Source organism: Streptomyces sp. JLBG701 (assembly GCF_058544905.1).
In genome coordinates this window covers 6,853,266-6,875,393 of the sequence record NZ_CM178588.1, presented here as the reverse complement: position 1 = coordinate 6,875,393, position 22,128 = coordinate 6,853,266, and the positions used below count along the sequence as shown (strand labels likewise).

General features: G+C 68.8%; 28 protein-coding genes. 19 read left to right on the top strand and 9 right to left on the bottom strand.

Going from position 1 to position 22,128, the window contains the following annotated elements:
* Window positions 1-69 precede the first annotated feature (69 nt).
* The 7 genes from fusA to AC5DRG_RS31895 form a co-directional block, all read right to left on the bottom strand.
* Entirely contained in the window at window positions 70-2,199 is a 2,130-nt protein-coding gene (gene fusA, locus AC5DRG_RS31925) for an elongation factor G (protein WP_491802943.1), read from the bottom strand.
* 39 nt (window positions 2,200-2,238) lie between these two features.
* Window positions 2,239-2,709 (bottom strand): 30S ribosomal protein S7, encoded by a 471-nt coding sequence (gene rpsG, locus AC5DRG_RS31920; protein ID WP_003992340.1) that lies wholly within the window; start codon window positions 2,707-2,709, stop codon window positions 2,239-2,241.
* A gap of 3 nt (window positions 2,710-2,712) precedes the next feature.
* The gene (gene rpsL, locus AC5DRG_RS31915; RefSeq protein WP_003948652.1) at window positions 2,713-3,084 is read right to left on the bottom strand and encodes a 30S ribosomal protein S12; all 372 of its coding nucleotides are present in this window, start codon (window positions 3,082-3,084) and stop codon (window positions 2,713-2,715) included.
* Between the two features lie 329 nt (window positions 3,085-3,413).
* A complete protein-coding gene (locus tag AC5DRG_RS31910; RefSeq protein WP_491802941.1) occupies window positions 3,414-4,010 on the bottom strand; it encodes a DUF1707 and DUF4190 domain-containing protein in 597 nt (198 codons plus the stop codon).
* Between the two features lie 63 nt (window positions 4,011-4,073).
* Window positions 4,074-4,280: a MerR family transcriptional regulator gene (locus AC5DRG_RS31905; RefSeq protein WP_491802940.1), complete on the bottom strand. Its 207-nt coding sequence runs from the start codon at window positions 4,278-4,280 to the stop codon at window positions 4,074-4,076.
* A gap of 32 nt (window positions 4,281-4,312) precedes the next feature.
* Window positions 4,313-4,984 (bottom strand): hypothetical protein, encoded by a 672-nt coding sequence (locus AC5DRG_RS31900; protein WP_491802939.1) that lies wholly within the window; start codon window positions 4,982-4,984, stop codon window positions 4,313-4,315.
* Window positions 4,977-5,276: a WhiB family transcriptional regulator gene (locus AC5DRG_RS31895; RefSeq protein ID WP_491802938.1), complete on the bottom strand. Its 300-nt coding sequence runs from the start codon at window positions 5,274-5,276 to the stop codon at window positions 4,977-4,979. The genes AC5DRG_RS31900 and AC5DRG_RS31895 overlap by 8 nt, the downstream gene beginning before the upstream one ends.
* Before the next feature lie 229 nt (window positions 5,277-5,505).
* Between AC5DRG_RS31895 and AC5DRG_RS31890 the strand changes: the two genes are divergently transcribed.
* From AC5DRG_RS31890 to AC5DRG_RS31870, 5 genes are all read left to right on the top strand, one after another.
* Entirely contained in the window at window positions 5,506-6,045 is a 540-nt protein-coding gene (locus AC5DRG_RS31890) for a helix-turn-helix domain-containing protein (RefSeq protein ID WP_491802937.1), read from the top strand.
* 315 nt (window positions 6,046-6,360) lie between these two features.
* Complete coding sequence (locus AC5DRG_RS31885; RefSeq protein WP_491802936.1) at window positions 6,361-6,774, top strand: phage tail termination protein; 414 nt, start codon at window positions 6,361-6,363, stop codon at window positions 6,772-6,774.
* Window positions 6,775-6,932: 158 nt separating this feature from the next.
* Window positions 6,933-7,535 carry a phage tail tube protein gene (locus AC5DRG_RS31880; protein ID WP_491802935.1) on the top strand — a complete coding sequence of 201 codons (603 nt, stop codon included), beginning with the start codon at window positions 6,933-6,935 and terminating at the stop codon, window positions 7,533-7,535.
* 100 nt (window positions 7,536-7,635) lie between these two features.
* Window positions 7,636-7,926 carry a hypothetical protein gene (locus tag AC5DRG_RS31875; RefSeq protein WP_266435082.1) on the top strand — a complete coding sequence of 97 codons (291 nt, stop codon included), beginning with the start codon at window positions 7,636-7,638 and terminating at the stop codon, window positions 7,924-7,926.
* 65 nt (window positions 7,927-7,991) lie between these two features.
* Complete coding sequence (locus tag AC5DRG_RS31870) at window positions 7,992-8,393, top strand: hypothetical protein (RefSeq protein WP_491813219.1); 402 nt, start codon at window positions 7,992-7,994, stop codon at window positions 8,391-8,393.
* 36 nt (window positions 8,394-8,429) lie between these two features.
* Here AC5DRG_RS31870 and AC5DRG_RS31865 read toward each other — a convergent pair whose 3' ends face one another.
* The gene (locus AC5DRG_RS31865) at window positions 8,430-9,320 is read right to left on the bottom strand and encodes a hypothetical protein (protein ID WP_491802934.1); all 891 of its coding nucleotides are present in this window, start codon (window positions 9,318-9,320) and stop codon (window positions 8,430-8,432) included.
* A gap of 315 nt (window positions 9,321-9,635) precedes the next feature.
* Here AC5DRG_RS31865 and AC5DRG_RS31860 point away from each other — a divergent pair, with 315 nt between their 5' ends.
* A complete protein-coding gene (locus AC5DRG_RS31860) occupies window positions 9,636-9,830 on the top strand; it encodes a hypothetical protein (RefSeq protein WP_491802933.1) in 195 nt (64 codons plus the stop codon).
* Between the two features lie 47 nt (window positions 9,831-9,877).
* Entirely contained in the window at window positions 9,878-10,063 is a 186-nt protein-coding gene (locus AC5DRG_RS31855; protein ID WP_491802932.1) for a DUF397 domain-containing protein, read from the top strand.
* A gap of 395 nt (window positions 10,064-10,458) precedes the next feature.
* Here AC5DRG_RS31855 and AC5DRG_RS31850 read toward each other — a convergent pair whose 3' ends face one another.
* Window positions 10,459-10,707, bottom strand: coding sequence for a hypothetical protein (locus AC5DRG_RS31850; protein WP_491802931.1), 249 nt, complete (start codon window positions 10,705-10,707; stop codon window positions 10,459-10,461).
* 95 nt (window positions 10,708-10,802) lie between these two features.
* On the opposite strand from AC5DRG_RS31850, the gene AC5DRG_RS31845 reads away from it, so the two are divergent.
* The 12 genes from AC5DRG_RS31845 (at window position 10,803) to AC5DRG_RS31790 (ending at window position 22,100) form a co-directional block, all read left to right on the top strand.
* Window positions 10,803-11,528, top strand: coding sequence for a hypothetical protein (locus AC5DRG_RS31845; protein WP_491802930.1), 726 nt, complete (start codon window positions 10,803-10,805; stop codon window positions 11,526-11,528).
* Window positions 11,529-11,553: 25 nt separating this feature from the next.
* On the top strand, window positions 11,554-12,747 hold the full coding sequence (locus tag AC5DRG_RS31840; protein ID WP_491802928.1) for a phage tail protein: 1,194 nt from the start codon (window positions 11,554-11,556) through the stop codon (window positions 12,745-12,747).
* Complete coding sequence (locus AC5DRG_RS31835) at window positions 12,744-14,036, top strand: phage tail family protein (protein ID WP_491802927.1); 1,293 nt, start codon at window positions 12,744-12,746, stop codon at window positions 14,034-14,036. Before AC5DRG_RS31840 ends, AC5DRG_RS31835 begins: the two co-directional genes overlap by 4 nt.
* A 24-nt stretch (window positions 14,037-14,060) precedes the next feature.
* Window positions 14,061-14,981 (top strand): phage distal tail protein, encoded by a 921-nt coding sequence (locus tag AC5DRG_RS31830; RefSeq protein WP_491802925.1) that lies wholly within the window; start codon window positions 14,061-14,063, stop codon window positions 14,979-14,981.
* Between the two features lie 58 nt (window positions 14,982-15,039).
* A complete protein-coding gene (locus AC5DRG_RS31825) occupies window positions 15,040-16,260 on the top strand; it encodes a hypothetical protein (protein WP_491802924.1) in 1,221 nt (406 codons plus the stop codon).
* Window positions 16,261-16,300: 40 nt separating this feature from the next.
* On the top strand, window positions 16,301-17,497 hold the full coding sequence (locus tag AC5DRG_RS31820; RefSeq protein WP_491802923.1) for a hypothetical protein: 1,197 nt from the start codon (window positions 16,301-16,303) through the stop codon (window positions 17,495-17,497).
* A gap of 27 nt (window positions 17,498-17,524) precedes the next feature.
* Window positions 17,525-18,619, top strand: a complete 1,095-nt coding sequence (locus AC5DRG_RS31815) for a hypothetical protein (protein ID WP_491802922.1) — start codon at window positions 17,525-17,527, stop codon at window positions 18,617-18,619.
* The gene (locus AC5DRG_RS31810; protein WP_491802921.1) at window positions 18,616-19,758 is read left to right on the top strand and encodes a hypothetical protein; all 1,143 of its coding nucleotides are present in this window, start codon (window positions 18,616-18,618) and stop codon (window positions 19,756-19,758) included. The genes AC5DRG_RS31815 and AC5DRG_RS31810 overlap by 4 nt, the downstream gene beginning before the upstream one ends.
* Window positions 19,758-20,459, top strand: coding sequence for a hypothetical protein (locus tag AC5DRG_RS31805; RefSeq protein ID WP_491802920.1), 702 nt, complete (start codon window positions 19,758-19,760; stop codon window positions 20,457-20,459). Before AC5DRG_RS31810 ends, AC5DRG_RS31805 begins: the two co-directional genes overlap by 1 nt.
* 18 nt (window positions 20,460-20,477) lie before the next feature.
* Complete coding sequence (locus AC5DRG_RS31800; protein ID WP_491802919.1) at window positions 20,478-20,885, top strand: ATP-binding protein; 408 nt, start codon at window positions 20,478-20,480, stop codon at window positions 20,883-20,885.
* An 80-nt stretch (window positions 20,886-20,965) separates the two neighbouring features.
* Entirely contained in the window at window positions 20,966-21,844 is an 879-nt protein-coding gene (locus AC5DRG_RS31795) for a peptidoglycan-binding protein (protein WP_491802918.1), read from the top strand.
* A complete protein-coding gene (locus AC5DRG_RS31790) occupies window positions 21,837-22,100 on the top strand; it encodes a hypothetical protein (RefSeq protein ID WP_491802917.1) in 264 nt (87 codons plus the stop codon). The genes AC5DRG_RS31795 and AC5DRG_RS31790 overlap by 8 nt, the downstream gene beginning before the upstream one ends.
* Window positions 22,101-22,128: the final 28 nt, after the last annotated feature.

Sequence of the window (22,128 nt, the reverse complement as noted above, 5' to 3'; positions counted from 1 at the left end):
GCCGGGGTTTTCCCTCCCGGGTCATCCCCGGCGGTCGGTGTCAAGCCTAAAGCGTGTAAACGGGGTGTGTTACTCGCCCTTGGCCTTCGCGATGATCTCCTCGGCGACGTTCCGGGGAACCTCGGCGTAGGAGTCGAACTGCATCGAGTAGCTTGCGCGACCCGAGGTCTTGCTGCGGAGGTCACCGACGTAGCCGAACATCTCCGAGAGGGGCACGAGGCCCTTCACGACGCGGGCACCGGCACGCTCCTCCATGGCCTGGATCTGACCACGGCGGGAGTTGATGTCGCCGATGACCTCACCCATGTAGTCCTCGGGCGTGGTGACCTCGACGGCCATCATCGGCTCAAGAAGTACGGGCGAAGCCTTGCGCGCGGCCTCCTTGAAGGCCTGCGAACCGGCGATCTTGAACGCGAGCTCGGAGGAGTCGACCTCGTGGTAGGCACCGTCGAGAAGCGTGACGCGGACGCCCGTCATCTCGTAGCCGGCCAGGATGCCGAACTGCATGGCCTCCTGCGCACCGGCGTCCACCGACGGGATGTACTCCCGCGGGATACGGCCACCGGTGACCTTGTTCACGAACTCGTACGCCGGACCGTCGGTCTCGGTGATCGGCTCGATCGCGATCTGCACCTTGGCGAACTGACCGGTACCACCGGTCTGCTTCTTGTGGGTGTAGTCCACGCGCTCGACGGCCTTGCGGATCGTCTCGCGGTACGCGACCTGCGGCTTGCCGACGTTGGCCTCGACCTTGAACTCACGGCGCATACGGTCGACCAGCACCTCGAGGTGCAGCTCGCCCATACCACCGATGATGGTCTGGCCGGTCTCCTCGTCCGAGTGAACCTGGAAGGAGGGGTCCTCCTCCGCGAGACGCTGGATGGCTACACCCAGCTTCTCCTGGTCACCCTTGGACTTGGGCTCGATGGCGACCTGAATGACCGGCGCCGGGAAGTCCATGGACTCCAGGATGACCGGGTTCTTGTCGTCGGACAGCGTCTCACCGGTGGTGGTCTGCTTCAGGCCCATGACGGCGACGATGTCACCGGCGCCCACCGACTCGATCTCCTCACGCTTGTTCGCGTGCATGCGGTAGATCTTGCCGATGCGCTCCTTCTTGCCCTTGACGGAGTTCAGCACGGCGGTGCCGGACTCCAGGCGGCCCGAGTAGACCCGGACGAAGGTGAGCTTGCCGAGGTGCGGGTCGCTCATGATCTTGAACGCCAGCGCGGACAGCGGCTCGTCGTCGGACGGCTTGCGCTTGACGACCAGCTCGGGGTCCTTCACGTCGTGGCCCTCGATGGCCTCGACGTCGAGCGGGGTCGGCAGGTAGCGCACGACCGCGTCGAGCAGGGGCTGAACGCCCTTGTTCTTGAACGCGGTGCCACAGAACACCGGGGTGACCGTGGTGTCGTTGGACTTGCCGGACGCGATGGTGATGCGACGGATCGCGGCGTACAGCTGCTCCTCGGTGGGCTCCTGGCCCTCCAGGTACAGCTCCATGATCTCTTCGTCGTTCTCGGCGACGCCCTCGATCAGCTTGCCGCGGTACTCCTCGGCAGCCTCGATGTGCGTGGCCGGGATGTCGACGACGTCGTACATCTCGCCCTTGGCGGCCTCGGCGGACCACACGAGCGCCTTCATGCGGACCAGGTCCACAACGCCCTTGAAGTCCATCTCGGCGCCGATCGGCAGCTGCATGACGAGCGGCTGGGCGCCCAGGCGGTCCGAGATCATGTCCACGCAGCGGTGGAACTCGGCGCCGGTACGGTCCAGCTTGTTCACGAAGCAGATGCGCGGCACGCCGTAACGGTCGGCCTGACGCCACACCGTCTCGGACTGCGGCTCGACACCGGCGACACCGTCGAACACCGTGACGGCACCGTCGAGGACGCGGAGCGAACGCTCCACCTCGACCGTGAAGTCGACGTGCCCGGGGGTGTCGATGATGTTGATCGTGTAGTCGTTGTCCTCAAGCGGCCAGTGACAGGTGGTGGCAGCAGAGGTGATCGTGATGCCACGCTCCTGCTCCTGCTCCATCCAGTCCATGGTGGCGGCGCCGTCGTGGACTTCACCGATCTTGTAGCTGACGCCGGTGTAGAAGAGGATCCGCTCGGTGGTGGTCGTCTTGCCCGCGTCGATGTGGGCCATGATCCCGATGTTCCGGACCCTGGCCAGGTCAAGTGAAGTGGTAGCCATAAGGCTTCAGTCTTCTCTCGGTCTCGATGTGGGTAGCGACTACCAGCGGTAGTGCGCGAAGGCCTTGTTGGACTCGGCCATCTTGTGGGTGTCCTCGCGCTTCTTCACAGCGGCACCGAGGCCGTTGGAGGCGTCGAGGAGCTCGTTGAGCAGGCGCTCCGTCATGGTCTTCTCACGACGGGCACGGGAGTAACCGACCAGCCAGCGCAGCGCGAGCGTGTTGGCGCGACCGGGCTTGACCTCGATCGGAACCTGGTACGTCGCACCACCGACACGGCGGGACTTGACCTCAAGGGTCGGCTTGATGTTCTCCAGCGCGCGCTTCAGCGTGATGATCGGGTCGTTGCCCGTCTTCTCACGCAGACCCTCCATGGCGCCGTAGACGATGCGCTCGGCGGTGGAGCGCTTGCCGTTCAGCAGCACCTTGTTGATCAGGGAGGTCACCAGAGGGGAACCGTAGACCGGGTCGATGATGACCGGGCGCTTCGGGGCGGGGCCCTTACGAGGCATTTTCTACTTCTCCTTCTTGGCGCCGTAGCGGCTGCGGGCCTGCTTGCGGTTCTTCACACCCTGGGTGTCAAGGGAACCGCGGATGATCTTGTAGCGAACACCCGGCAGGTCCTTCACACGGCCACCACGCACGAGCACGATGGAGTGCTCCTGCAGGTTGTGTCCCTCACCCGGAATGTAAGCGGTGACCTCGATCCCGCTGGTCAGACGCACACGCGCGACCTTGCGCAGGGCCGAGTTCGGCTTCTTCGGGGTGGTCGTGAACACACGCGTGCAGACGCCGCGACGCTGAGGGGAACCCTCGAGTGCGGGCGTCTTGTTCTTCTCGACCTTGTCCTGCCGGCCCTTCCGGACCAGCTGCTGGATCGTAGGCACTACTTCTCCGGTTTCTGTGTGCCGATGGTGAAGCTAACCTGGAACGTCGCCGACCCACGCGGTCGGGTGTGTCGAATCCCGCAGAATCCCGCCGCGAGGCGGGAAGGGCGCGGATTGCGGTGGCCAGTGACGGCTCCCAAAGTGCGGTTTGAAGGCACGCACGGAAGCCAGGGCACACCCCAGGCACAAGGTCTGAGCGTACCTACCGCAATGACTCCGGTCAAAACAAATGGGCGGCACCGGGTTTATCGAGCGGCGCATGCCGTACGTCCACTGCCCCGCCGCCTGCTATTCGGCCATCCCTGGCCCGCTCGTCACCCCGCTGCGCTTCAGCCGGACGCCGATGCGACCGCCGCCACGAAGAGGACCGCCAGGAACACGCCCCAGGCCGCGACGGACAGCCAGCCGAGGACGAGACCGGTCAACGCGAGCCCGTCACCGCCCTCGCCCTTGCGGCGTATCTCGGTGCGGGCCACATGTCCCAGGATCACGGCGGGCAGGCCGGTGAGGCCGAACGTCGCCATGGTGAGCACCCCGCAGACCAGCGAGCCGATGGCCTTGCCGTTCGTGGGCGGCGCCGGGGCGGGCAGGAACGTGTGGGGCACCGGCGCGTTCGCCGCGAGCAGCGGCGCGGGGCCCTGCGGCAGGTCGGCGACGAGGAGCGCCAGCTCACCCACCGTGCGCGCCTTGTACGCTCTCGCGGTCCGCTGCTCGAACTCGTCCTGCTCCAGCCGCCCTTCGCCGAAGCCCGCCCTGAGCACGTCAACGGTGCGCTCTCGGTCGGCGGACGAGGCGAGCATCGACGGGCTGCTCTGCCCCTGCTGGACATGCGGACGGTTCTGCCCTTGCCACGGCTGTCCTGCCTGGCCTGGCTGCCACTGCGACGGGTACGACACGGCCACCCCCCGGGCGCTGAATGCCTCCATAATGCTCCAACGCGCGCGAATCGGCACCGGTTCCCACAAGCGGTCACCGAGAGAGGTTCCCGGCTAATTCCGGTCGCGCCCCCGAGCGGCCCGCTCGGCGGCGAAGACATCCTCAAGGCGGAAGAGCTGCGCACGACCCGCCCGGCCGGCGGCCTTGAGATGGCCGAGCTGGACCCACTTGCGGATGGTGGCGGGGGCGACGCCGACCTCGCCGGCGGCCAGAGGGCCGGGTATGAGGGCGGGACGACCATCCCGGGACGGCGTACCCATCGGTGCATTCGTCGGTGCATTCATCGGCGTACTCATCGGTCGGCCCGCTCCCACTCCCCCTCGGCCCAGGTGTGCCGATGGGCGGGATCGTCGTGGCAGCCGCAGTCGGGGTCCGTGCAACGGCACGCCGGGTTGATACAGAGGACGGCTCGGCGATCGGGGAACGCCCGTAGAGAGACCGAGTCGCACCAGGGGCAGCGCCCGGACACCCGTACGACTGTTTCGGTGTCCCCCAATGTGCGCGCACAGCGGCGGGCCATGCGCCGGGTCTCGTCACGTACGTGCGCGGCCAGGGAGGCGTCGGCCGCGATGTCGTCGAGGAGAGCCTCGATACGACGCAACCGCTCGGGCACGGGGGAACGGCGCGGTCGGGGCAGACCGAGCCGGTCACACACGGCCTCCTCCAGTTCGATCACCCCGTCGGTGATGTCGCGGATGGCGTCGGAGACGTGCAGTCGGAGAGGGGCCGAGGTATGCCCGGGGGCTACGAGGCCGTGGCACTGCTGGAGGAGCAGGGCTTCCTCGCGCTCCTCGCGGAGGCGGGCGCCGAGGTCGGCGGGGACTGGGGTGGAGGGGCGGCGGGCGGGTGAGGTGCGGCCGGGGACGAGTTCGGCGGAGAGTTCCGGGAACTGCTGGAGCAGGGTGGTTATCCAGAGGGCGGCGTGGGCGGTGGGGCGGTCGCCGGTCGAGCGTTCCTCAGGCAAGTGAGTCTCCCCGGAGTGCGGCGAGCGCGGGCGGGAGCAGGTGTGCCGGTACGTCGACCGGGCGGCCTGAGCGCCAGAGGCGGCCGCCGCAGACGCCGTCGAACCCGTTCTCGGCCGGGGCCACCACCTCCTCGCAGGCACGACGGACGGGGCAGACCGCGCAGGCGGCCAGTGCGGGGGCGGCCTCCTTGGCCTTCTTGGCGAAGACGACCCGCGGGGAGAACCCGGCGCAGGCAGCCGCGGACTGCCAACCCGGCCGGCGAACCGGTGGGCAGGAACTGGCTAGGGACATGGAGCCTCCCTGTCGGCGTGAACGAGCCGTACGAAGTGAACGCCCCCTACAGTTACAGATTGCGTGCGCGCGCGCAATGCATTTCGATCACGCTCCGGATGCGCCCGACCACACAACCGCCCGAATCGCTCGAACCGCGGCGATTTTCCGCATTGCTTGCACGAGAGCACGTAATTCCGTGCGCGCAAGCAAGCTAAACTCGCCTCACCCCCGAAGAAAGCGAGCAGACATGACCAGCCAGGATCTGGACGCGTTCGCGGCGTGGGTCGAGGCCCTGATGCGCGACCGCGGCTACGACATCGACAGCCCACGCGGCGGCGGCAAGTCCAAGATCGCGGACGAGGCGGGCGTCCACCGCGCCGCCGTAACCCGTCTGCTCCAGCGCCAGAGCATGCCGGACCTCGAAACCACCCGCCGGCTGGCCCGCGTGCTCGGCGTACCGGTCCGCGACATGCTCATCCGCTCCGGCCGCCTGACCGCGGAGGAACTGGCCGATCCCCACACCTACTTGGCCGCCCCCGCCCCGAGCGCGGAGTTCGGCCGCCGCCCCACCCTGGAGGAGGTCGCGGACCTGCTGGGCGTACCGGCCGACCGACGGGACATGTTCGTCAGGGTGGTGGAGCAGTTCCTGCCGAACGAGACGGAGGCCGGGACGGGTGCCGGTGCCGGCACCGTCGCCGAGACCGCGGGTGTGAGGCAGAGCCACGCCCGCCCGGAAGCGCGGATGGCGGCGGAGGCGGCGACGGGGACTTCCGCGAGCTCCGACTGACGCTTCTCCGGCGGTACGTCGTTCAAGGGCACCCGTGGGCCGACGGGTGCGCGGAGTCGTATGTAGACCCCTCCCCCCCACTACTCCCCCACCTCCCCCGCCCTCGCTCTTCCCCCTCCCCTCACAATCACCTCGCCAATTTAGTTGCGTGCGCGCACGCTCATCTGTCACAGTTGGTGCAGCGGCGGAGCTGCGCCCGCAACGCGGGATCGCACCCGTCGCCGTACGCCGGGCCGAGGCGCCGCTTCCCCCCGCCGCCCCCTCGCGGCGCCCGCCCGGCGTCCTTCCCCCTTCTCACGACGAGGTGACTTCGGCATGACCACACCCACTCCACCGAGTGCCTTCCCCGACGTCGAGGCCCTGGTCGTCGACATCCTGGAGGCCGACTCCACCCTCTCCACGGCCCTTGTCGCCGTCGATCCGCCGTCGGACTTCGCCGGGACGACCGCCGCCGTCCTGGTCAACCGGCGCGGCGGTGCCTGGATCGGTGAGCTGCACGTCGACCAGCCGCTCATCGAGCTGGAGGTGTACGGCCCGACCAAGCAGGAGGCGCACGTGCTGGCCAACGCGGCCCGGCGCGCTCTGATGGCCGCGGCCGGCAACACGTACGGCACGAACGTCATCACCGAGGTGGAGGAACAGGACGGCCCGCGCTGGCTGCCCGACTACCTCTACTCCGCGGCGAACCGCTACGTGTGCGTGCTCAAGGTGTTCCTGAACGTGTACTGAAACGTGCACTGAGACACCGGCTGACGCACGACCCGATACAGCACTCGCCGCACCCCAGACCGAAGGCCCCGCCACCCACCCGGCGGGGCCTTCGCCGTACCCGGACCACCGGGGACGACACCTCGCACCACCAACCCCCTATATAAGGAGAACCCGCCATGGCAGGCACCAACTCCTCCGAGATCCGCATCGCCGGCGTAGGCCGCCTCTATGTCGCCACCGCCGACACCGACGTCCCGACCACCTTCTCCACCGACACCACCACCGACTGGGCGACCGGCTGGAAGAACCTCGGCTTCACCTCCGGTGAGGGCGTCACCTTCAGCAAGAAGGACAAGCTGGAGCCGGTCGACGTGTGGCAGGCCGTCAGCCCTGTGCACTTCGTGTACTCGGACCGGGACCTGACGCTGAAGTTCTCGCTGATGCAGTTCAACGAGGACACGCTGCCGTTCTTCATGGGCGGCGGCGCGGTCGAGGCCGTCACCGGTTCGACGGGCGTCTACAAGTACGACATCGCCGACCGCCCGTACGCCGACGTACGCGCCCTCGGCCTGGAGTTCACCGACGTCCGCGCCAGCGACGGCACCACCGTGACCTACCGCTTCGGCATCCCGCGCGGCCAGGTCACGGCGGCGGACGACATCAAGCTGGCCCGCAAGTCCGCGGCCCAGCTCGGCATCACCTACACGGCGATGGCGGCCGCCGACGGTTCGGCGCTCGCCAGCTTCGTGATGAAGGACGCCTCGTACGCGGCGGCCTGACCCACCGGGGTGGGGCGGGCGCCGACCCGCCCCACCCCGGGCCCCCGCACCATTCACCAGCCTTCAAAGACTTCACGGACTCCAAGGAGTACGCATCACCATGGCCCGATTCGACGTCAACGCAGCCCGCGCCCAGCGCCTCGAAGCCCTCGGCCGCACCTGGTCGTTCGAGCTCGACGGCGAGACCTTCACCCTGCCCACCGAACTGACCCGGGCCACCGCCCGAGCCCTGCGCAAGCTCGACGACAACGACGTGGACGGGCTGCTCGGACTGCTCATGGGTGAGCAGCAGTTCGCCCGCTTCGAACGGTACGAGATCACCATGCAGGACATCGCCGCCATCCTGGAGGCCTACGGCAAGGAGACGGGGCTCGGCCTGGGGGAAGGCTGAGCCTCGTCGGGTTCGTTGACGAACACGCCGAGGCCCTGGAGGCGGACCTGCTCCGCTACTACGGCATCGACCTCCTCGACTGGCACCGCGATCGGCTCTCCTCCCGCCGGCTCGCGGTGCTCGTCAAACACCTGCCGCGCGACAGTGCCCTCAACCGGGACCTGCACGGTGAGGCCGCCGAGTGGTCGGTGACGGACCATCTGCTGGCCGCGACCGTGGACCATCTGGCCGCCGCCAACTGGATGTTCATGTGCGTCAACTCATCCGAGGACGGTGACCAGCCGGAGCCCCCGGTACCGGTCCCGCGCCCGGGCGATGCGGCGGAGGAGGAAGGGGAGGAACGGGGAGAGGGAGAAGAAGGAGAACAGGGCGGGTTCGAGGTGGGGCGATCGCCGGCCGACGATCGGGGAACACCGGGAGACGGTTCGACGCCGTCCGCGGTCCAACTCGCCCGGTTCTTCGCCTGATTGGGGCGGGGCCCCGGCTCAACGGGGCCCTCGCGTCTATTCGTCCCGCCCGTCCCGCTCGTCCAGCGCACCCCGGTTCCGGCCCGTGGCCCTGCCCTTGCCTTCCAACTCGTCGGCGAGGACTCGGGCCTTGTCCGAGAGCCGGGGGCGATCCTCGTCCCGGGGCCCTGGCGCGTCGGGCTGCTCCTGCTGACGCCGGCCTTTGTCCCGTACGACGCCGCCGTCGCCGGCACGTGCCAGCGGGGGCACGCTGGGCCGCCCGTTGCGCCGCACGACCGGTCGCCGGTCGACAGGCGCCGAGCGCTTCTCCCGCACGTCGCGGGCGGAGATCAGGATGTCGGCCGGGGGCACGCTGTCGGGCCCGGGTCCCGGTTCGAACTCTGGCTCTACCTCGGGCCCAGGCTCGGGTGGCACAACCTGGGCGGAGTCACGCACACCCTCACCGGCATCGTCGTACGACGACTCCTCACGCCTGTTTCTCGGCGCCGGCACCCCGTCGACCACCGACCGCTCCCGCTCGCCCCGCTCCTCTACCCGCGTCATCTCCGAAGGAGGACGCAGGAGTTGGAGGTACGGCAGCGGGATGACCTCGCCGCCCCGCTCACCCTCGGGCCGCCTGGTGCGGCGCGGCCGGCGGCCGATGCGCGCGTCGTCGTGGCCCTGGACGTACGCGGCCGTGATCCGTTCCTCGTAGGCACGCCGTATGCCGGGGAGTTGCTCCGCGACCACGTCGGCCCAGGCCGCGCCGTAGGCGCCCAGTTCGCGCCGGTCGAGTTCGGCCCGGGGAAGGACGATGAGGTCCTGGGGGTCGTAACCGAGTCGGTGGACGAGTTCGGAGACCCGGGCGATGAGATGCGGCAGATCGGCGGACTGTTCCAGCCAGTCGATCACATGCTCGTGCCGCGCGTTGCTCGCGTCCGCATCCACCCCGTAGGCCTTGCTCTCGTCCCCTGCCCCATCGCGCCCCCCCGCCGCGAGAACGGCCGTCGGCAGCCGTCCACCGTCGTATGCCAGACCCTCAGTTCCCTTTGCGGGCCTGACTGTTCACGCTGCATTCACCGACGGCGAGAACGGCCGGATCCTACTCCACGAACCTGACAGAACCTTCACCGGTTCATGCATCACCGCAGGTCCGGACCGTGCGGGACGGAGACTCCTCGGCAAACACGGGACGGCACCACAGGATGACTCGTACACTAGTTCGAACACGCGTCCAGCGGACACACCGGAAAGCAGGCCGAAATGGCGACGACTGGCACGAGCAACCACCCGCAACAGCCGACGGACACCTACACCCGCCTCGCCCACCTCCTGCACGCCCCCACACCCAGCCGCGAGGTCCTGCTCGACCAGGTGTACGAGGAGCTGCTCACCCGGGAGTCCCGTGCCTACGCGGCCGGCTGGACGGACGCGCTGACGGAGGCGCGGCGGGCATAGCCCCTCACCAGGGCCGAGGGTGACACGGATCCGCCGCGAGGGCGAAGGTGCACCAGACCTGCTTCTCGTCGAAGCCAGTACGGTGCCACCCCCACCGCCGCGCCAACGCCGGACACCGCATCGCCATACGCGACTCCAAGCGCCCGGAACTGCCCTGTGCCTCGGTGGGACGAGAGGCGTGGACGGAGTTCACGGGCGCCCTGGGGACAGGCCGGCTGCGAAGGGAACCGTAGGAGTACGGCGGTTCAGGCGCGCCAACGCACCGCAGCAAACGGTCCCAGCGACTGCCGTGCCGATCACGCGAACTTTCAAAACCCAGCGGCCCGGCGTCGCAGCGGATCACCGGCGAAGATGGCCGAGGCCGTAACACGGCTGCCAAAGCCGGCAGCATCCGAGGAAGGCCCCCGAGAGCGTGGCCACCTTGCGCAGCTCCGCGAGAACGGACTCCGCTCCGCCGGCCACCGCACCCATCGTCGCCGGACTCCGCGAGAGGTCCTACGAGCCGTTCGCCTGTCCTCCGACTCCACTTTGGGTCAGCTTCGACAGAGCGGATTTCAGCAGCGGGTGGCAGCAACAACGGCTGCGATAACGACACCTGTCATTTTGTGCTGGATCACATCGAACCGCCTCACATGACCCACACATAGAAATCGGCACCAAGCAGAACAACGGCAAGCAGGGCAGAAATTACAGCCTGCTTACGCATCCGCGCCAGACCCTGCGGATCCTCCGCGACCTTGCGTTCTCTCGCCAAGAAAATGAACGCCCCGAAGAACACCACACAAAGAAATCCGACCGCCCCCAGAGCCAGGCCGAGGATTCTTGCCACCACCGTGGTGTCACTTGCTGCAACAACCGCGAGCATAAAGAGTTCCACCCCCCTGAACGGAAAACGCAACGCGCAGCACCATACACCACCAATTACCCCACGAAAAGGAAGTGCAGCAAATGGCCGGTCACACAATAGATGAGGTGTACGACAAAGCCGTATCTATCGATGAGAAGGTGGACAAACTTCCCAGTGGCGGCGGCTCGCAGGCCGTCACCACGAAAGAACTCAACGATCAGGTGGCCAAACTCAAGACAGCGATCGAGGAAGGTCCGAAGGAAAAAGCCAAGGACTGGAAGGACGCTCTCGGAGAGATTCCAATCTTCAAAGAGCTCCTTGCGCTTTTCAAAGCAATTGACGGATGGGTGGCCGGACTAATTCTCACCGTGGTCGCCGTGAAGGCCCTGTTCTCCGTCATCGGTCTACAGTTCCTCGACGTCAAGAAGGCGTTCGCCGCATTTACCCGTAACCGCACGGGCGGGAGAGAATTCACAACAAACGACGGTGGCCGCATGACCTTGGCGGCACCGGAGCAACCACTTCAAACAAATCTCCCCTCACTTGATGCCGTCAACCAGGTTAAGCGGGCCATACAGCAACTGAACGAGGAGGTTCACACATACAACTCCAACGCTCGCGAATTGCCGTCAGCCAGAACCATGAAGGCAACTTCTAAAGCTGCGGAGAAGCTTTCGCCAGCAATTGCCCGCCTCGGCGGCTCCCTGCGTGATTTCCCGCATAACAAGCTACCGGATGCGGAGAGGTTGAACGCAACCGCATCGGCCGCTCGCAATTTGACTACCGACATGGCAGGACTCCGACAGCGCCTGCAAGAGGCATCGCAGGCACTTTCTCCAGGTGCTGCGTGATCCGGCCGAGCAAGGGAGGATTGAAATGTCGCTCGTAGGTTCGTTGAAGAAGGCATCCGGATCCCTACAAGACTTCAAGTCCAAGGCATCCAGCGCCGCGACCGCCGCCAAGGGGATCGGAACCGCCGGTCAGGCCGGAGCCACCCAGCTCAAGGCCCTCAAGACAGCCGCCGACGGCTCCGGAAAGGAGCTCAAGGACCTCAAAACGGCCTCTGACCAAGCCGAGAAGTCCATCAGCAAGGCCGGTAAAACCGGCTCTACCGCCGGCAAGAACCTAGGCAAGTACGAGTCCGGGGCCAGCAAGGCGGCCAAGGGCCAGGACAAGATGAACAAGTCGATGAAGGGCAACTTCTTCGGCATGCTCATGGATCTGCTGATGCCGCTGATCGAGAAGGTCGTCGAGATGGCGACCAAGTCGAAGACCATGCAGAAGGTCCTCAAGACGGCGTTCGGTGCCATCAAGTCCGTGATCAGCAGCGTCATGAAGGCCATCGGGCCGATCATGAAGAACGCCGCCAAGCTGATCAAGTCGGTCTGGAGCGGGATCAAGAAGGCGATCTCGGCCGTCGTCAAGGCCGTGGCCACCGTCATCAAGACCTACGTCGGCATCTGGAAGAAGGTCATCAGCACCGCGCTGAAGGCCATCAAGACGGTCGTCTCAGGCGTGTGGAAGGGCATCAAGGCCGTCATCTCGCCCGTCGTCAACTGGATCAAGTCCGCGATCCCCAACGCCTTCCGCGCCGTCAAGGACAAGCTGTCCAGCGTCTGGGGCGGGCTGAAGGGCATCGCGAGCCGGGCCTTCGACGGCATCAAGAGTGCGGTGAAGGGCCCGATCAACGCCGTCATCGGCATCGTCAACTCCGCGATCGGCGCCCTCAACCGCATCAAGGTGTCCATCCCCGGCTGGGTCCCGATGGTCGGCGGCAAGACCTTCGGCGTCAGCCTGCCGAAGATCCCCGCGCTGGCGACCGGCGGTGTCGTCATGCCGCGTTCCGGCGGCGTGCCGGCGATCCTCGCCGAGGCCGGTGAGGCGGAGGCCGTACTGCCGCTGAGCAAGCTGGACCGGCTGCTGAAGCGGGCCGCGGCACAGGGTTCTGCGTACGGCGGCGCGGCCGGAACCGGAGGCGCACTGCACATCGAGCACTACTACGCCGCCGAGACCAGCAGCCCCCAGCGCACCGCCGACGCCCTGATGTTCCTGGCGAAGGCCCGCGGATGAGTGCCGCCTCCATATCGGCGGGCGGCGTGGCCCTGCCGGCCAATCCGTTCGCCGGAGTCACGCCGGTCATCACCTCCTTCCGGACGAAGGTGACCCAGACCCAGGCCGGCCTCCGCACCCTCACCGACCGCCTCAAGGGCGCCGCCACCGCCGTAGACCGCATCCGTCCCGCCGCCGACCAGGGCGCCGCCACCTTGCGCCAGGTCAAGACGAACGCCGACGCCGCCGCCCGTTCCGTCACCAAGGCCGGGCAGACCGCCACCACCGCCGCACCCGGGATCAAGGCGGCCGGCAGCGGCGCCAAGCGCTCCGGGAAGACCCTCGGCAGGCTCACGTCCACCGCCGGCGGCATCCTGGCGCTGGCCGCCGGTCTCATCGACATCGCCGGCATCGTCGGCGACCTCATGGGCGCCTTCGGCACCGCCATGACCATCGGCTCCGGCGTCATGCTCGTCATCAACGCCCTCACCCGCGCCAACCCCATCGGTTTCGTCACCGGCCTGCTGCTCCCGGTCGCCGCCTGGCTGCTGGACCTCGCGATGAACTCCGAGACCGGCCAGCGCCTCATGGAGCAGCTCGCCAAGCTCGTACTGACGTACGTCGAGGGCTACTTGACCCTCATGACCCCGCTGCTCAAAGCGATCGCGAGCGCGGTGAACACGTACGTCACCGGCTATCTGCTCCTCATCACGACCGCGATCTCCGCCATCAGCACGCTCCTCGGCACCGCCTTCGCCGCCGTCAGGGCGCTCGCCACCGGCGACACCCGCGCACTCAGCGGCAAGGTGTCGTCGCTGTGGCGGGGGTTCAAGGACGCGGTCAGGCCGGCGCTGGACTGGATCACCAAGGACATCCCCCGGATGTTCACCCGGATCAAGGAGGCGACCTCCAACACCCTGGGCGCGATAGGGAAGTTCGTCACCACGGGCGCGCAGACCGTCGCCGGTGTCGTCAAGGGCCCGATCAGCGGGCTCATCGCCTTCGCCAACCGGGTCATCGACGGGCTCAACAGCCTGAGCTTCTCGATCCTCGGCAAGAAGTTCGGCGTCGACCTGGACAAGATCCCGATGCTCGCCGAGGGCGGCGTCGCGATCCCCGGCGCCTCCCGCCGGGCGGGCCGGGTGCTGCCGCTCACCGCCCTGGAGCGGCAGCGGGCACTCGCCCGGCGGCACCGGTCCCGGTCCCAACTCCCTCACCACGTCCGGGAGTTCCACGAGAGCGCGGGCGCGGGCCCCCGAGGCACCGCCGAGGACCTTCTCTTCCTCGCGAGGGCATACGCACGTACCTGAACCCGAGAATGAGGTGACGGCCCCATGGCCGACATAACCACAACCGCATACACCGACGACGTACCCCCCGGCTCACTCATCACCCGCGACGGGCAGATGCAGTGGGCCGGACTGCTGCTCGGCCCCGGCACGCCGTACGAGATCGACCGCGGCGGCCTCAGCGGCTGGGAGGACCTGCCCGAGTACGACACCTCCGACGCCGACCACCCCACCGCGCACGGCGCCTGGCCGGGCACCCGCTACGCCAAGCCCCGCAAGGTCGCCGGCACCCTGTGGACCGTTCCGCCGGAGAACGGCACCGAGTCCTCGCTCGCCGCGATGCGCGTCCTGCGCCAGGCCCTGCTGCTCGGCGACGCGGAGCGCTGGCTGGCGGTGCGGCTGCACGGCGAGACGCTGGCCGTGCGGGCCCGGGTCAGCCAGCGCGTGCTGGCCGCCGACCGGACATACACCACACAGGGCGTGTCCAAGGCGTCCGTGCAGTGGTACGCCACCGACCCGCGCCGCTACTCGGTCACCGAACAGACCGCGGTCACCGGCGCCCCGCAGCCCGAGAGCGGCCTCACCTGGCCGCTGACCTGGCCGCTGTACTGGGGCCAGGCGTCCTCCACCGGAGACGTCAACGCCGACAACACCGGCTCGGCCCCCACCCACCCGGTGCTCACCTTCAACGGCCCCTGCGCCAACCCGACCGTCACCGACCGCACCTCGACCCGCCGCCTGCGCTACGACATCTCCCTCGCCGCCGGTGACGAGCTGGTCGTCGACACCGCGGCCGGCACGGTCACCCTCAACGGCACCGCCTCGCGCCGCCACACCGCGGCCGCCGACAGCAGCCCCGAGGAACTGTTCGCCTTCGAACCGGGCCGCGCGCAGCTGGCGTTCCGGCCGGACGAGTACGACACCGGCGCCCGGATGACCGTCCGCTGGCGCGACGCCGAATGGTGACCCACCCCGTGCCCCAGCCCGTGATCCAGCCCGTGATCCAGCCCAGAGGAGAACACGCATGAACCTGCGCAGCTCATGGGTGGCCGAGACCGGCCAGACCCGCGAAGACACCCGCCTCACCCAGCTGGGCGCGACGACCCCGAGCAACCCCATCGAGGTCCGCTCCGGCATCCTGCCCGGGTCCTACGACGGCCAGTACCGCGCCTCCGGCTTCTGGATGGAGGGCACCGCCGGCACCATGAAGGCGACCGTGCACGAGGGCCGGGCGGTCATCCAGGCCGACGGCAACCAGGGCGCCTACCCGGTCACCCTCCCCGAGACGCTGTCCCTCACCTTCTCCGACGGCGACGCCTCCAACGCCCGCTTCGACCTCGTCGTACTCCGTATCTACGACGACCTGTACGACGACTCCGGCTTCACCAAGGCCGCCGTCGAGATCATCAAGGGCACCCCGTCCGCGACCCCCGTCGAACCCGCGCTCCCGGACATCGCGCTGCCGATCTACCGGGTCACCGTGCGGGCCGGCATCAGCGCCGGCACCGGCGGCGTCAACTGGAACAACGACGTCGAGGACCTGCGGACGACCGTCGTCGCCATCGGCGGCATCCTCCCGGCGTACGGGGAGACCGGCAACGGCGCCTACCCCGGCCAGTACCGCGACTCCGGCGGCACACTGCAGCGCTGGGACGGGTCCGCGTGGGTCTCCTACCCGAGTGCCCTCGGCGGCATCGCCCCGGTCGGCGCGGTCACCACGGCCGGCTACACCGGCCAGTACCGGGACAGTTCCGCCGGGTACCTCCAGCGCTGGAACGGCTCGACCTGGGCGCTGCCGTTCCAGCCGGTGCCGACCTGGACCGACTACACACCGGTGTGGGGCGCGGAGGCCGGCACCGCGCCCGTCATCGGCAACGGAACGCTGGCGGGCTCGTACGTGAAGATGGGCACGCTCGTCCACGTGCGGATCTATCTGAAGATCGGCTCGACGACGAACCTGTCCGCCATGGACGCCAACGGGAACTGGTACTTCTCGCTGCCGGCGGCGCCGTCCGCCAAGGACTGGAAGCTGGACGGACGTGTGCTCACCGTCCTCGGCTTCGACAGCTCCGCGAGCCTCTTCTACCAGGGCAGCTCGCTGCTCTCGCTGAACAACGGCGGCGTGGCCCGTTCGCTGCGGGACTCCCTGAAGATCGCCGTCGACATCTGGGACAAGTCGTACCCCTTCGAGTGGGCCACCGGGGACGTGCTGTCGATCCACGGCACGTACGAGTCCGCCGCCTGAGCCGACACAGCCCGCAGACCGAGCGAAGGACTCTCCGACCATGACACTGCACTCCGGCTGGCTGAGCCCCACCGGCCAGACCAGACAAGCCACCCGCCACACCGCCCTCGGCGCCACCACCCCGGCCGGCCCTCTCCAGTCCCGCTCCGGCATCCTGCCGGGGACCTACGACGGGAAGTACCGGGTCGGCGCCCTGTGGATGAGCGGCAAGACGGGCACGATGTCCGCCGTCGTCTACCACGGCAGGGCCGTCATCCAGGGCACCACCACTCAGGGTGCCTACCCGGTCGCCCTCGACGAGGACATCACCATCACGTTCGCCGACGGCGACGCGCTGAACGGCCGTATCGACCTGGTGGTCCTGCGGGTCTACGACGACGCCTACGACGGTTCCGGCCGCACCGAGGCCGTCGTCGAGATCGTCCAGGGCACCCCGACCGCCACCCCCGCCGCACCGGCCGTCCCGAACCTGGCGCTGCCGCTGTTCCAGGTCTCCGTCCCGGCCGGAACCAGCGCGGGCAGCGGCGGCATCGCCTGGGCGACCGCCCTCACCGACCTGCGTACCACGCTGGTTTCGACCGGCGGCATCCTCCCGGTCTACAACAACGCGGCGGTGGCCGGGAGTTACCCCGGCCAGTACCAGGACGACGACAGCTCCGGTTACCTCCAGCGGTGGAACGGCACCGAGTGGGTCAGGTATCCGAAGGCGATCGGCGGCATCGCGCCCAACGGCGCGGTCACCATGGGCAGTTACACCGGCCAGTACCGCGACTCCGCCTCCGGCGTCCTCCAGCGCTGGAACGGCTCGGCGTGGACGACGGCGGTCATTCCTTTGCCGTTCGCGCAGTCCCTGGACGCCGGCTACACCACGTCCACCACCTACACGGCCGCCCTCACCGAGAGCGCCATCACCGCGCTCACTCTCACCTTCACCGCTCCGCCCACCGGCGCCGTACTGCTCCACTACGGCGCGCGCATGCTGACCCAGGGCAGCACCACCGCCACGGCGTTCATGGCCCCGCAGGTCACCCAGGGCAGCACTGTCGTGCTCAGCGCGGACGACGAGAACTGCGCCTCCCACGGAGGCACCGTCTACTCGTCGGTCTCGACGGTACGGCGGGTGGGCGCGCTCACACCCGGCACGAGCTACACGGTGACCGCCATGCACCGCTCCAGCGACGCGGCGGTCATCTGCCATTTCGACAACATCTACCTGCGCGCCGAGCCCGTCGGCTGACCCTCCCCTCCCGAAAGGAGTCACCCCATGGCCATACGTTCCGGCTGGCTGTCCCCGGACGGCCAGACCCGCGAGACCACCAGGCTCACCTCGCTCGGTGCCCTCACCCCGTCCTCCCCCGTCGCGACCCGCTCCGGCGTCCTGCCGGGGTCGGCCACCGGCCAGTACCGCATCTCCGGCTTCACCCTGACCGGCAGCACGGGCACCATGAACGCCTCGGTCAGCCCCGGCCGCGCCGTCATACAGTCCACCGACGCCCGAGGCGCCTACCCACTCGCGATGACCGAGTACCAGAACATCGTCTTCGCCGACGGCGACGCCCAGGGCCGGATCGACCTGCTCGTGCTGCGCGTCTACGACGACGCCTACGACGGCTCCGGCCGCACCGAGGCCGTCATCGAGATCATCAAGGGCACCCCGGCCGCCCTCCCGACCGTGCCCGCCGTCCCGGACCTGTCGCTCCCGCTGTACGAGGTCACCGTGCCGGCCGGCACGAGCGCGGGCACCGGCGGCATCGCCTGGAGCACCGCCCTCGTCGGCCGGCGCACCGCCACGGTCGGCGTGGGCGGCATCCTCCCCGTCACCACCGACACCGCCATCGGCTCCTACCCGGGCCAGTACCGCGATGCCAACGGCCAGCTCCAGCGCTGGAGCGGCACCGCCTGGACCGACTACCCGGTCCTGCCGACCTGGCAGAGCTGGACGCCCACGTGGACGACCAGCACGGGCAACGCGACGCCGTCGTACGGCGACGCCACGGTCGACTGCCGGTACGTGAAATTCGGTACGACCGTGCACGCCAGCTTCGTGATCCAGTTCGGCAGCACCACCAACTTCGGCACCAGCCCCACCGTCTCGGACAAGTGGCGGTTCTCCCTGCCGGTGGCCGCGTCGACGGCCCGCTCCTGCATCGGCTTCGCCGACCTCGGCGCGACCAACGACAACCGGGCCATCTCTCGGGTGCTCTGCGCCACCACCAGCACCTTCGGACTGATGATCTCCTCGGGCCAGCCCAGCGCCGTCGCGTTCACCAAGACCGGTGCCGTGGACGCCCTTTCGCCCTGGACCTGGGCCAGCAGTTACGCCATCCGCGGCACCGTCACCTACGAGGCCGCCGCATGAGCACGACCAGCACGAACACCCCGTACCGCGCGATCTTCTGCGACCTGCTCACCGACCGCCCCATCGACATCCTGCCCCTACGGGACGTCACCGTCGACGACTACATCGGCAAGGCCGGTTCCCTCTCCGGCACCGTCCCCCTCCCCAACGCCGAGCTGGCCGCCCGCGCCCGCCGCATCGAGGAGGGCCGCACCTCGGTCTATCTCCAGCGCGGCGACGACCTGTGGTGGGGCGGCATCATCTGGACGTCCACCCTGCAGAGCGACACCCGGGGCGTCCTCAGCCTCGGCATCCAGGCGGCCACCTTCGAGTCGTACGCGGGCCGCCGCCGCATCCGCGAGGATCTCGCGTTCAGCGGCGAGGACCAGCTGGAGGTGGCCCGCAAGCTGTGGCGGCACCTCCAGACCGGAACCGTCGACGCCGCCGCCGAACCCACCGAGGTCGGCGGCGACATCGGCGTCACGACCGGGGACGAGACCTCCGCGCAGACCGCCACCGTCTCCTACCGCGACGGCGACGAGGCGGTCTACTTGGAGGCGCTCGACGCGCTCGCCGCCGTGGACAACGGCTTCGAGCACCACATCGCCGTCTACCGCGACCCGTCCACCGGAGCGCGGGTGCGCCGGCTGCGGCTGGGCAGCCCGCAGATCCGGATCGGAACCACCGACCTCCTGATGGACCGGCCGGGGACGATCCTGTCGTACTCCTTTCCGCGCGACGCCACCCGCGGCGGAACCACCGCCCGGACGCGCGGGGCCTCGGTCAACGACAACCAGGCCGCGGAGTCCTACCCGCAGTGCTCCGACATACAGACCGCCGGCGACCTGATCACCAAGGCGGGCTACCCGCGCATCGACCTGTCCTCCGACCACACCGAGGTCACCAGCAAGGACACCCTGAACTCGCTGGCCAAGGCCGAACTGGCGTCGGCCACCGCGGCTGTGGTGATCCCGGAGATCAGCGTCCGCCTCGACGACCTGGTCCCGCCCGCCCTGCTCGGCCGGACCGTCCGTATCCGCATCGACGACGAGTGGTGGGCCGAGGGCCTGGACGCCCGCTACCGGATCATCGGCGTCAAGGTGAGCCCGGCCCAGCGCGGCCGCCCCGACACCGCCGATCTCTACCTGGAGGAGGTCTGATGCCCCAGCTCCCCGAGGACATCATCGACCGGCTCACCCAGATGGAACGCCGCATCCAGCAGCTGTCCACCGCCGTCAACGGCCTGCCCGCCCTCAACAAGGGCTCCGGCGCGGGCGGTTACATCTCCGTACGGACCCCGGACAACAGCTCCGAGGTGTTCCGGGTCGGCAAGTGGACGAACGACGAGTTCGGCCTCGCGATCCGCCGCCAGACCGGCAAGCTGGCCCTGAGCGTGTACAACGGCGACGGCACCAGCACCTCCCAGCAGCCGCTGCGGGTCCACGATGTCAACGGCCGCGAGATCTTCTCCGACGACATCGACACCGGCGGCCTCGCCCGGCCCTGGCTGGCGATGCTGCCCCCGCAGGATCTGACGCCGAGCCGCTGGCCGCAGACCACCTCGACCTCGTGGACGACGGTCGCGAGGTCGTACAACATCGTGTGGCAGCCGAAGATGCGGCTCATCGTCGCCACCTCGGTCAGTTCCGGCGCCACCGGCTCGGTACGGGTGCTCGTCGACGGCAGCCAGTGGGGCGACACCGTCGCCGCCGGCTCGGCTCTCGACCACAGCGACGCGATCCCCGGCGACTTCGCCACCGTCTTCGGCACCCGGCTCACGTTCGAGATCCAGGCCATGGTGACGTCCACCTCCGGCACGGTCTACGTCCAACCACAACTCATGTACGGCCGCCAGAGCTGACCCCGAGGAAGGCATCGCATGGACATCGACACGACACAGCCCTGGGGCATCGCCATCGACTACGCGGGCCGCGCCACGCTCGCCGAGGCCGGCCACACCATCCACATCAACATCACCGACGACAGTCTCAGCAACATCATCGAACCCGACTCGATGACCGGCAGGTACCCGACCGTCAGCGTCACCGCCCAGTTCACCGAAACCGGCGGCAACGGCGTTGTCCTGCGCGGATACGGCCGCGTCAGCATCTCCCCCACGGGCACGGACCCGGTCACCCCCGACCGGACCGCCGCGCAGACGGCCGTGACCACCGCGGTCGCCGACTTCCAGGCGAACACGGCGAAGTACGCGGCCCTGTGCGCCACTTGGACAAGCCCGAGCACCCCGGACCCGGAAACGGACACGGAAGCTGCCACCACCACCTGACGCACCGCCGCACCACATCGCCCCGAGCCGCTCCCGGCCGGGGTTTTCTCATGCCCGAACTCCCCCAGGAGGCACCGCCCATGGCCAACCCCCTCTCCGCCGACGCCCTCGTGTCCGCCTTGCGGGCCGAGGGCGTCACCGTCGTCGAGCACGCCGGCTGGCGCACCAACAACCGCAATCACAAGGGAAGTTGGGGTCCGGTCAACGGCGTCGTCGTCCACCACACCGTCACCTCCGGCACCACCGCCACCGTCAACCTCTGCTTCGACGGCCGCTCCGACCTGCCCGGCCCCCTCTGCCACGGCGTGATCGCCAAGGACGGCACGGTCCACCTCGTGGGCAACGGCCGCGCCAACCACGCGGGCAGCGGCGACGGCGACGTCCTGAACGCCGTCATCGCCGAGAGCGCCACCCTGCCCGCGCCCAACGAGAACGATACCGACGGCAACGTCCACTTCTACGGCTTCGAGTGCGTCAACCTCGGCGACGGCAAGGACCCGTGGCCGGCGGCCCAGCTGGAGGCCGTCGTGCGGGCCTCCGCCGCCCTGTGCCGGGCGCACGGCTGGAGCGCCCGGTCCGTGATCGGCCACAAGGAGTGGACCAGCGCCAAGATCGACCCACGCGGCTTCGCGATGGCGGACCTGCGCTCCCGGATCACGGCGCGGCTCGACAAGAAGGTCACCGCTTCCCCCGCCTACCAACCCTTCCCCGGCACAGCCTGGTTCAAAAACACCCCCAAGTCCCCCGTCATCACGGCGATGGGCAAGCGACTGACAGCCGTCGGCTGCTCCGCCTACGCGTCCGGCCCCGGCCCCCAGTGGACCGAAGCCGACCGCAAGTCGTACGCCAGGTGGCAGCGCAAGCTCGGCTACACCGGCACCGCCGCCGACGGCTGGCCGGGCGCCAAGTCCTGGGCCGCGCTCAAGGTGCCCTACGCCTCAGGAGGCGCGGATGGGTGACCCGGATCCGAACGACCCGATCGCCGTCGCCCTGGAACTGGAGCGGCTGCGCGGCACCTTGGAGGCGGGCTTCGCCCGCGTCGACGGCTCCCTGGCCCTCCTGGTGCAGCGCAGCGACCAGACCGACAGGCAACTCGCCGACCACGAACAGCGGTTGGACGCGCTGGAGCGCTCCCGCTGGCCCCTCGCCAGCGTCGGCGTCGTCGCCGCGCTCACCACCGCCGCCGTGGCCGTCGTAGAACTGACCGGCCGCTAGGAAGAGAAACGCCGAAGGGCGGCCACCC

Excerpts from the sequence above, each read along its gene's own strand:
- AC5DRG_RS31905 (WP_491802940.1), bottom strand. The coding sequence starts at position 4,280 with ATGGGTACGCCGTCCCGGGATGGTCGTCCCGCCCTCATACCCGGCCCT.
- AC5DRG_RS31835 (WP_491802927.1), top strand. The coding sequence starts at position 12,744 with ATGAGTGCCGCCTCCATATCGGCGGGCGGCGTGGCCCTGCCGGCCAAT.
- AC5DRG_RS31795 (WP_491802918.1), top strand. The coding sequence starts at position 20,966 with ATGGCCAACCCCCTCTCCGCCGACGCCCTCGTGTCCGCCTTGCGGGCC.
- fusA (WP_491802943.1), bottom strand. The coding sequence starts at position 2,199 with ATGGCTACCACTTCACTTGACCTGGCCAGGGTCCGGAACATCGGGATC.
- AC5DRG_RS31805 (WP_491802920.1), top strand. The coding sequence starts at position 19,758 with ATGCCCCAGCTCCCCGAGGACATCATCGACCGGCTCACCCAGATGGAA.
- AC5DRG_RS31910 (WP_491802941.1), bottom strand. The coding sequence starts at position 4,010 with ATGGAGGCATTCAGCGCCCGGGGGGTGGCCGTGTCGTACCCGTCGCAG.
- AC5DRG_RS31885 (WP_491802936.1), top strand. The coding sequence starts at position 6,361 with ATGACCACACCCACTCCACCGAGTGCCTTCCCCGACGTCGAGGCCCTG.
- AC5DRG_RS31825 (WP_491802924.1), top strand. The coding sequence starts at position 15,040 with ATGAACCTGCGCAGCTCATGGGTGGCCGAGACCGGCCAGACCCGCGAA.
- AC5DRG_RS31790 (WP_491802917.1), top strand. The coding sequence starts at position 21,837 with ATGGGTGACCCGGATCCGAACGACCCGATCGCCGTCGCCCTGGAACTG.
- AC5DRG_RS31800 (WP_491802919.1), top strand. The coding sequence starts at position 20,478 with ATGGACATCGACACGACACAGCCCTGGGGCATCGCCATCGACTACGCG.
- AC5DRG_RS31890 (WP_491802937.1), top strand. The coding sequence starts at position 5,506 with ATGACCAGCCAGGATCTGGACGCGTTCGCGGCGTGGGTCGAGGCCCTG.
- AC5DRG_RS31895 (WP_491802938.1), bottom strand. The coding sequence starts at position 5,276 with ATGTCCCTAGCCAGTTCCTGCCCACCGGTTCGCCGGCCGGGTTGGCAG.
- AC5DRG_RS31860 (WP_491802933.1), top strand. The coding sequence starts at position 9,636 with ATGGCGACGACTGGCACGAGCAACCACCCGCAACAGCCGACGGACACC.
- AC5DRG_RS31815 (WP_491802922.1), top strand. The coding sequence starts at position 17,525 with ATGGCCATACGTTCCGGCTGGCTGTCCCCGGACGGCCAGACCCGCGAG.
- AC5DRG_RS31875 (WP_266435082.1), top strand. The coding sequence starts at position 7,636 with ATGGCCCGATTCGACGTCAACGCAGCCCGCGCCCAGCGCCTCGAAGCC.
- rpsG (WP_003992340.1), bottom strand. The coding sequence starts at position 2,709 with ATGCCTCGTAAGGGCCCCGCCCCGAAGCGCCCGGTCATCATCGACCCG.
- AC5DRG_RS31840 (WP_491802928.1), top strand. The coding sequence starts at position 11,554 with ATGTCGCTCGTAGGTTCGTTGAAGAAGGCATCCGGATCCCTACAAGAC.
- AC5DRG_RS31820 (WP_491802923.1), top strand. The coding sequence starts at position 16,301 with ATGACACTGCACTCCGGCTGGCTGAGCCCCACCGGCCAGACCAGACAA.
- AC5DRG_RS31880 (WP_491802935.1), top strand. The coding sequence starts at position 6,933 with ATGGCAGGCACCAACTCCTCCGAGATCCGCATCGCCGGCGTAGGCCGC.
- AC5DRG_RS31830 (WP_491802925.1), top strand. The coding sequence starts at position 14,061 with ATGGCCGACATAACCACAACCGCATACACCGACGACGTACCCCCCGGC.
- AC5DRG_RS31810 (WP_491802921.1), top strand. The coding sequence starts at position 18,616 with ATGAGCACGACCAGCACGAACACCCCGTACCGCGCGATCTTCTGCGAC.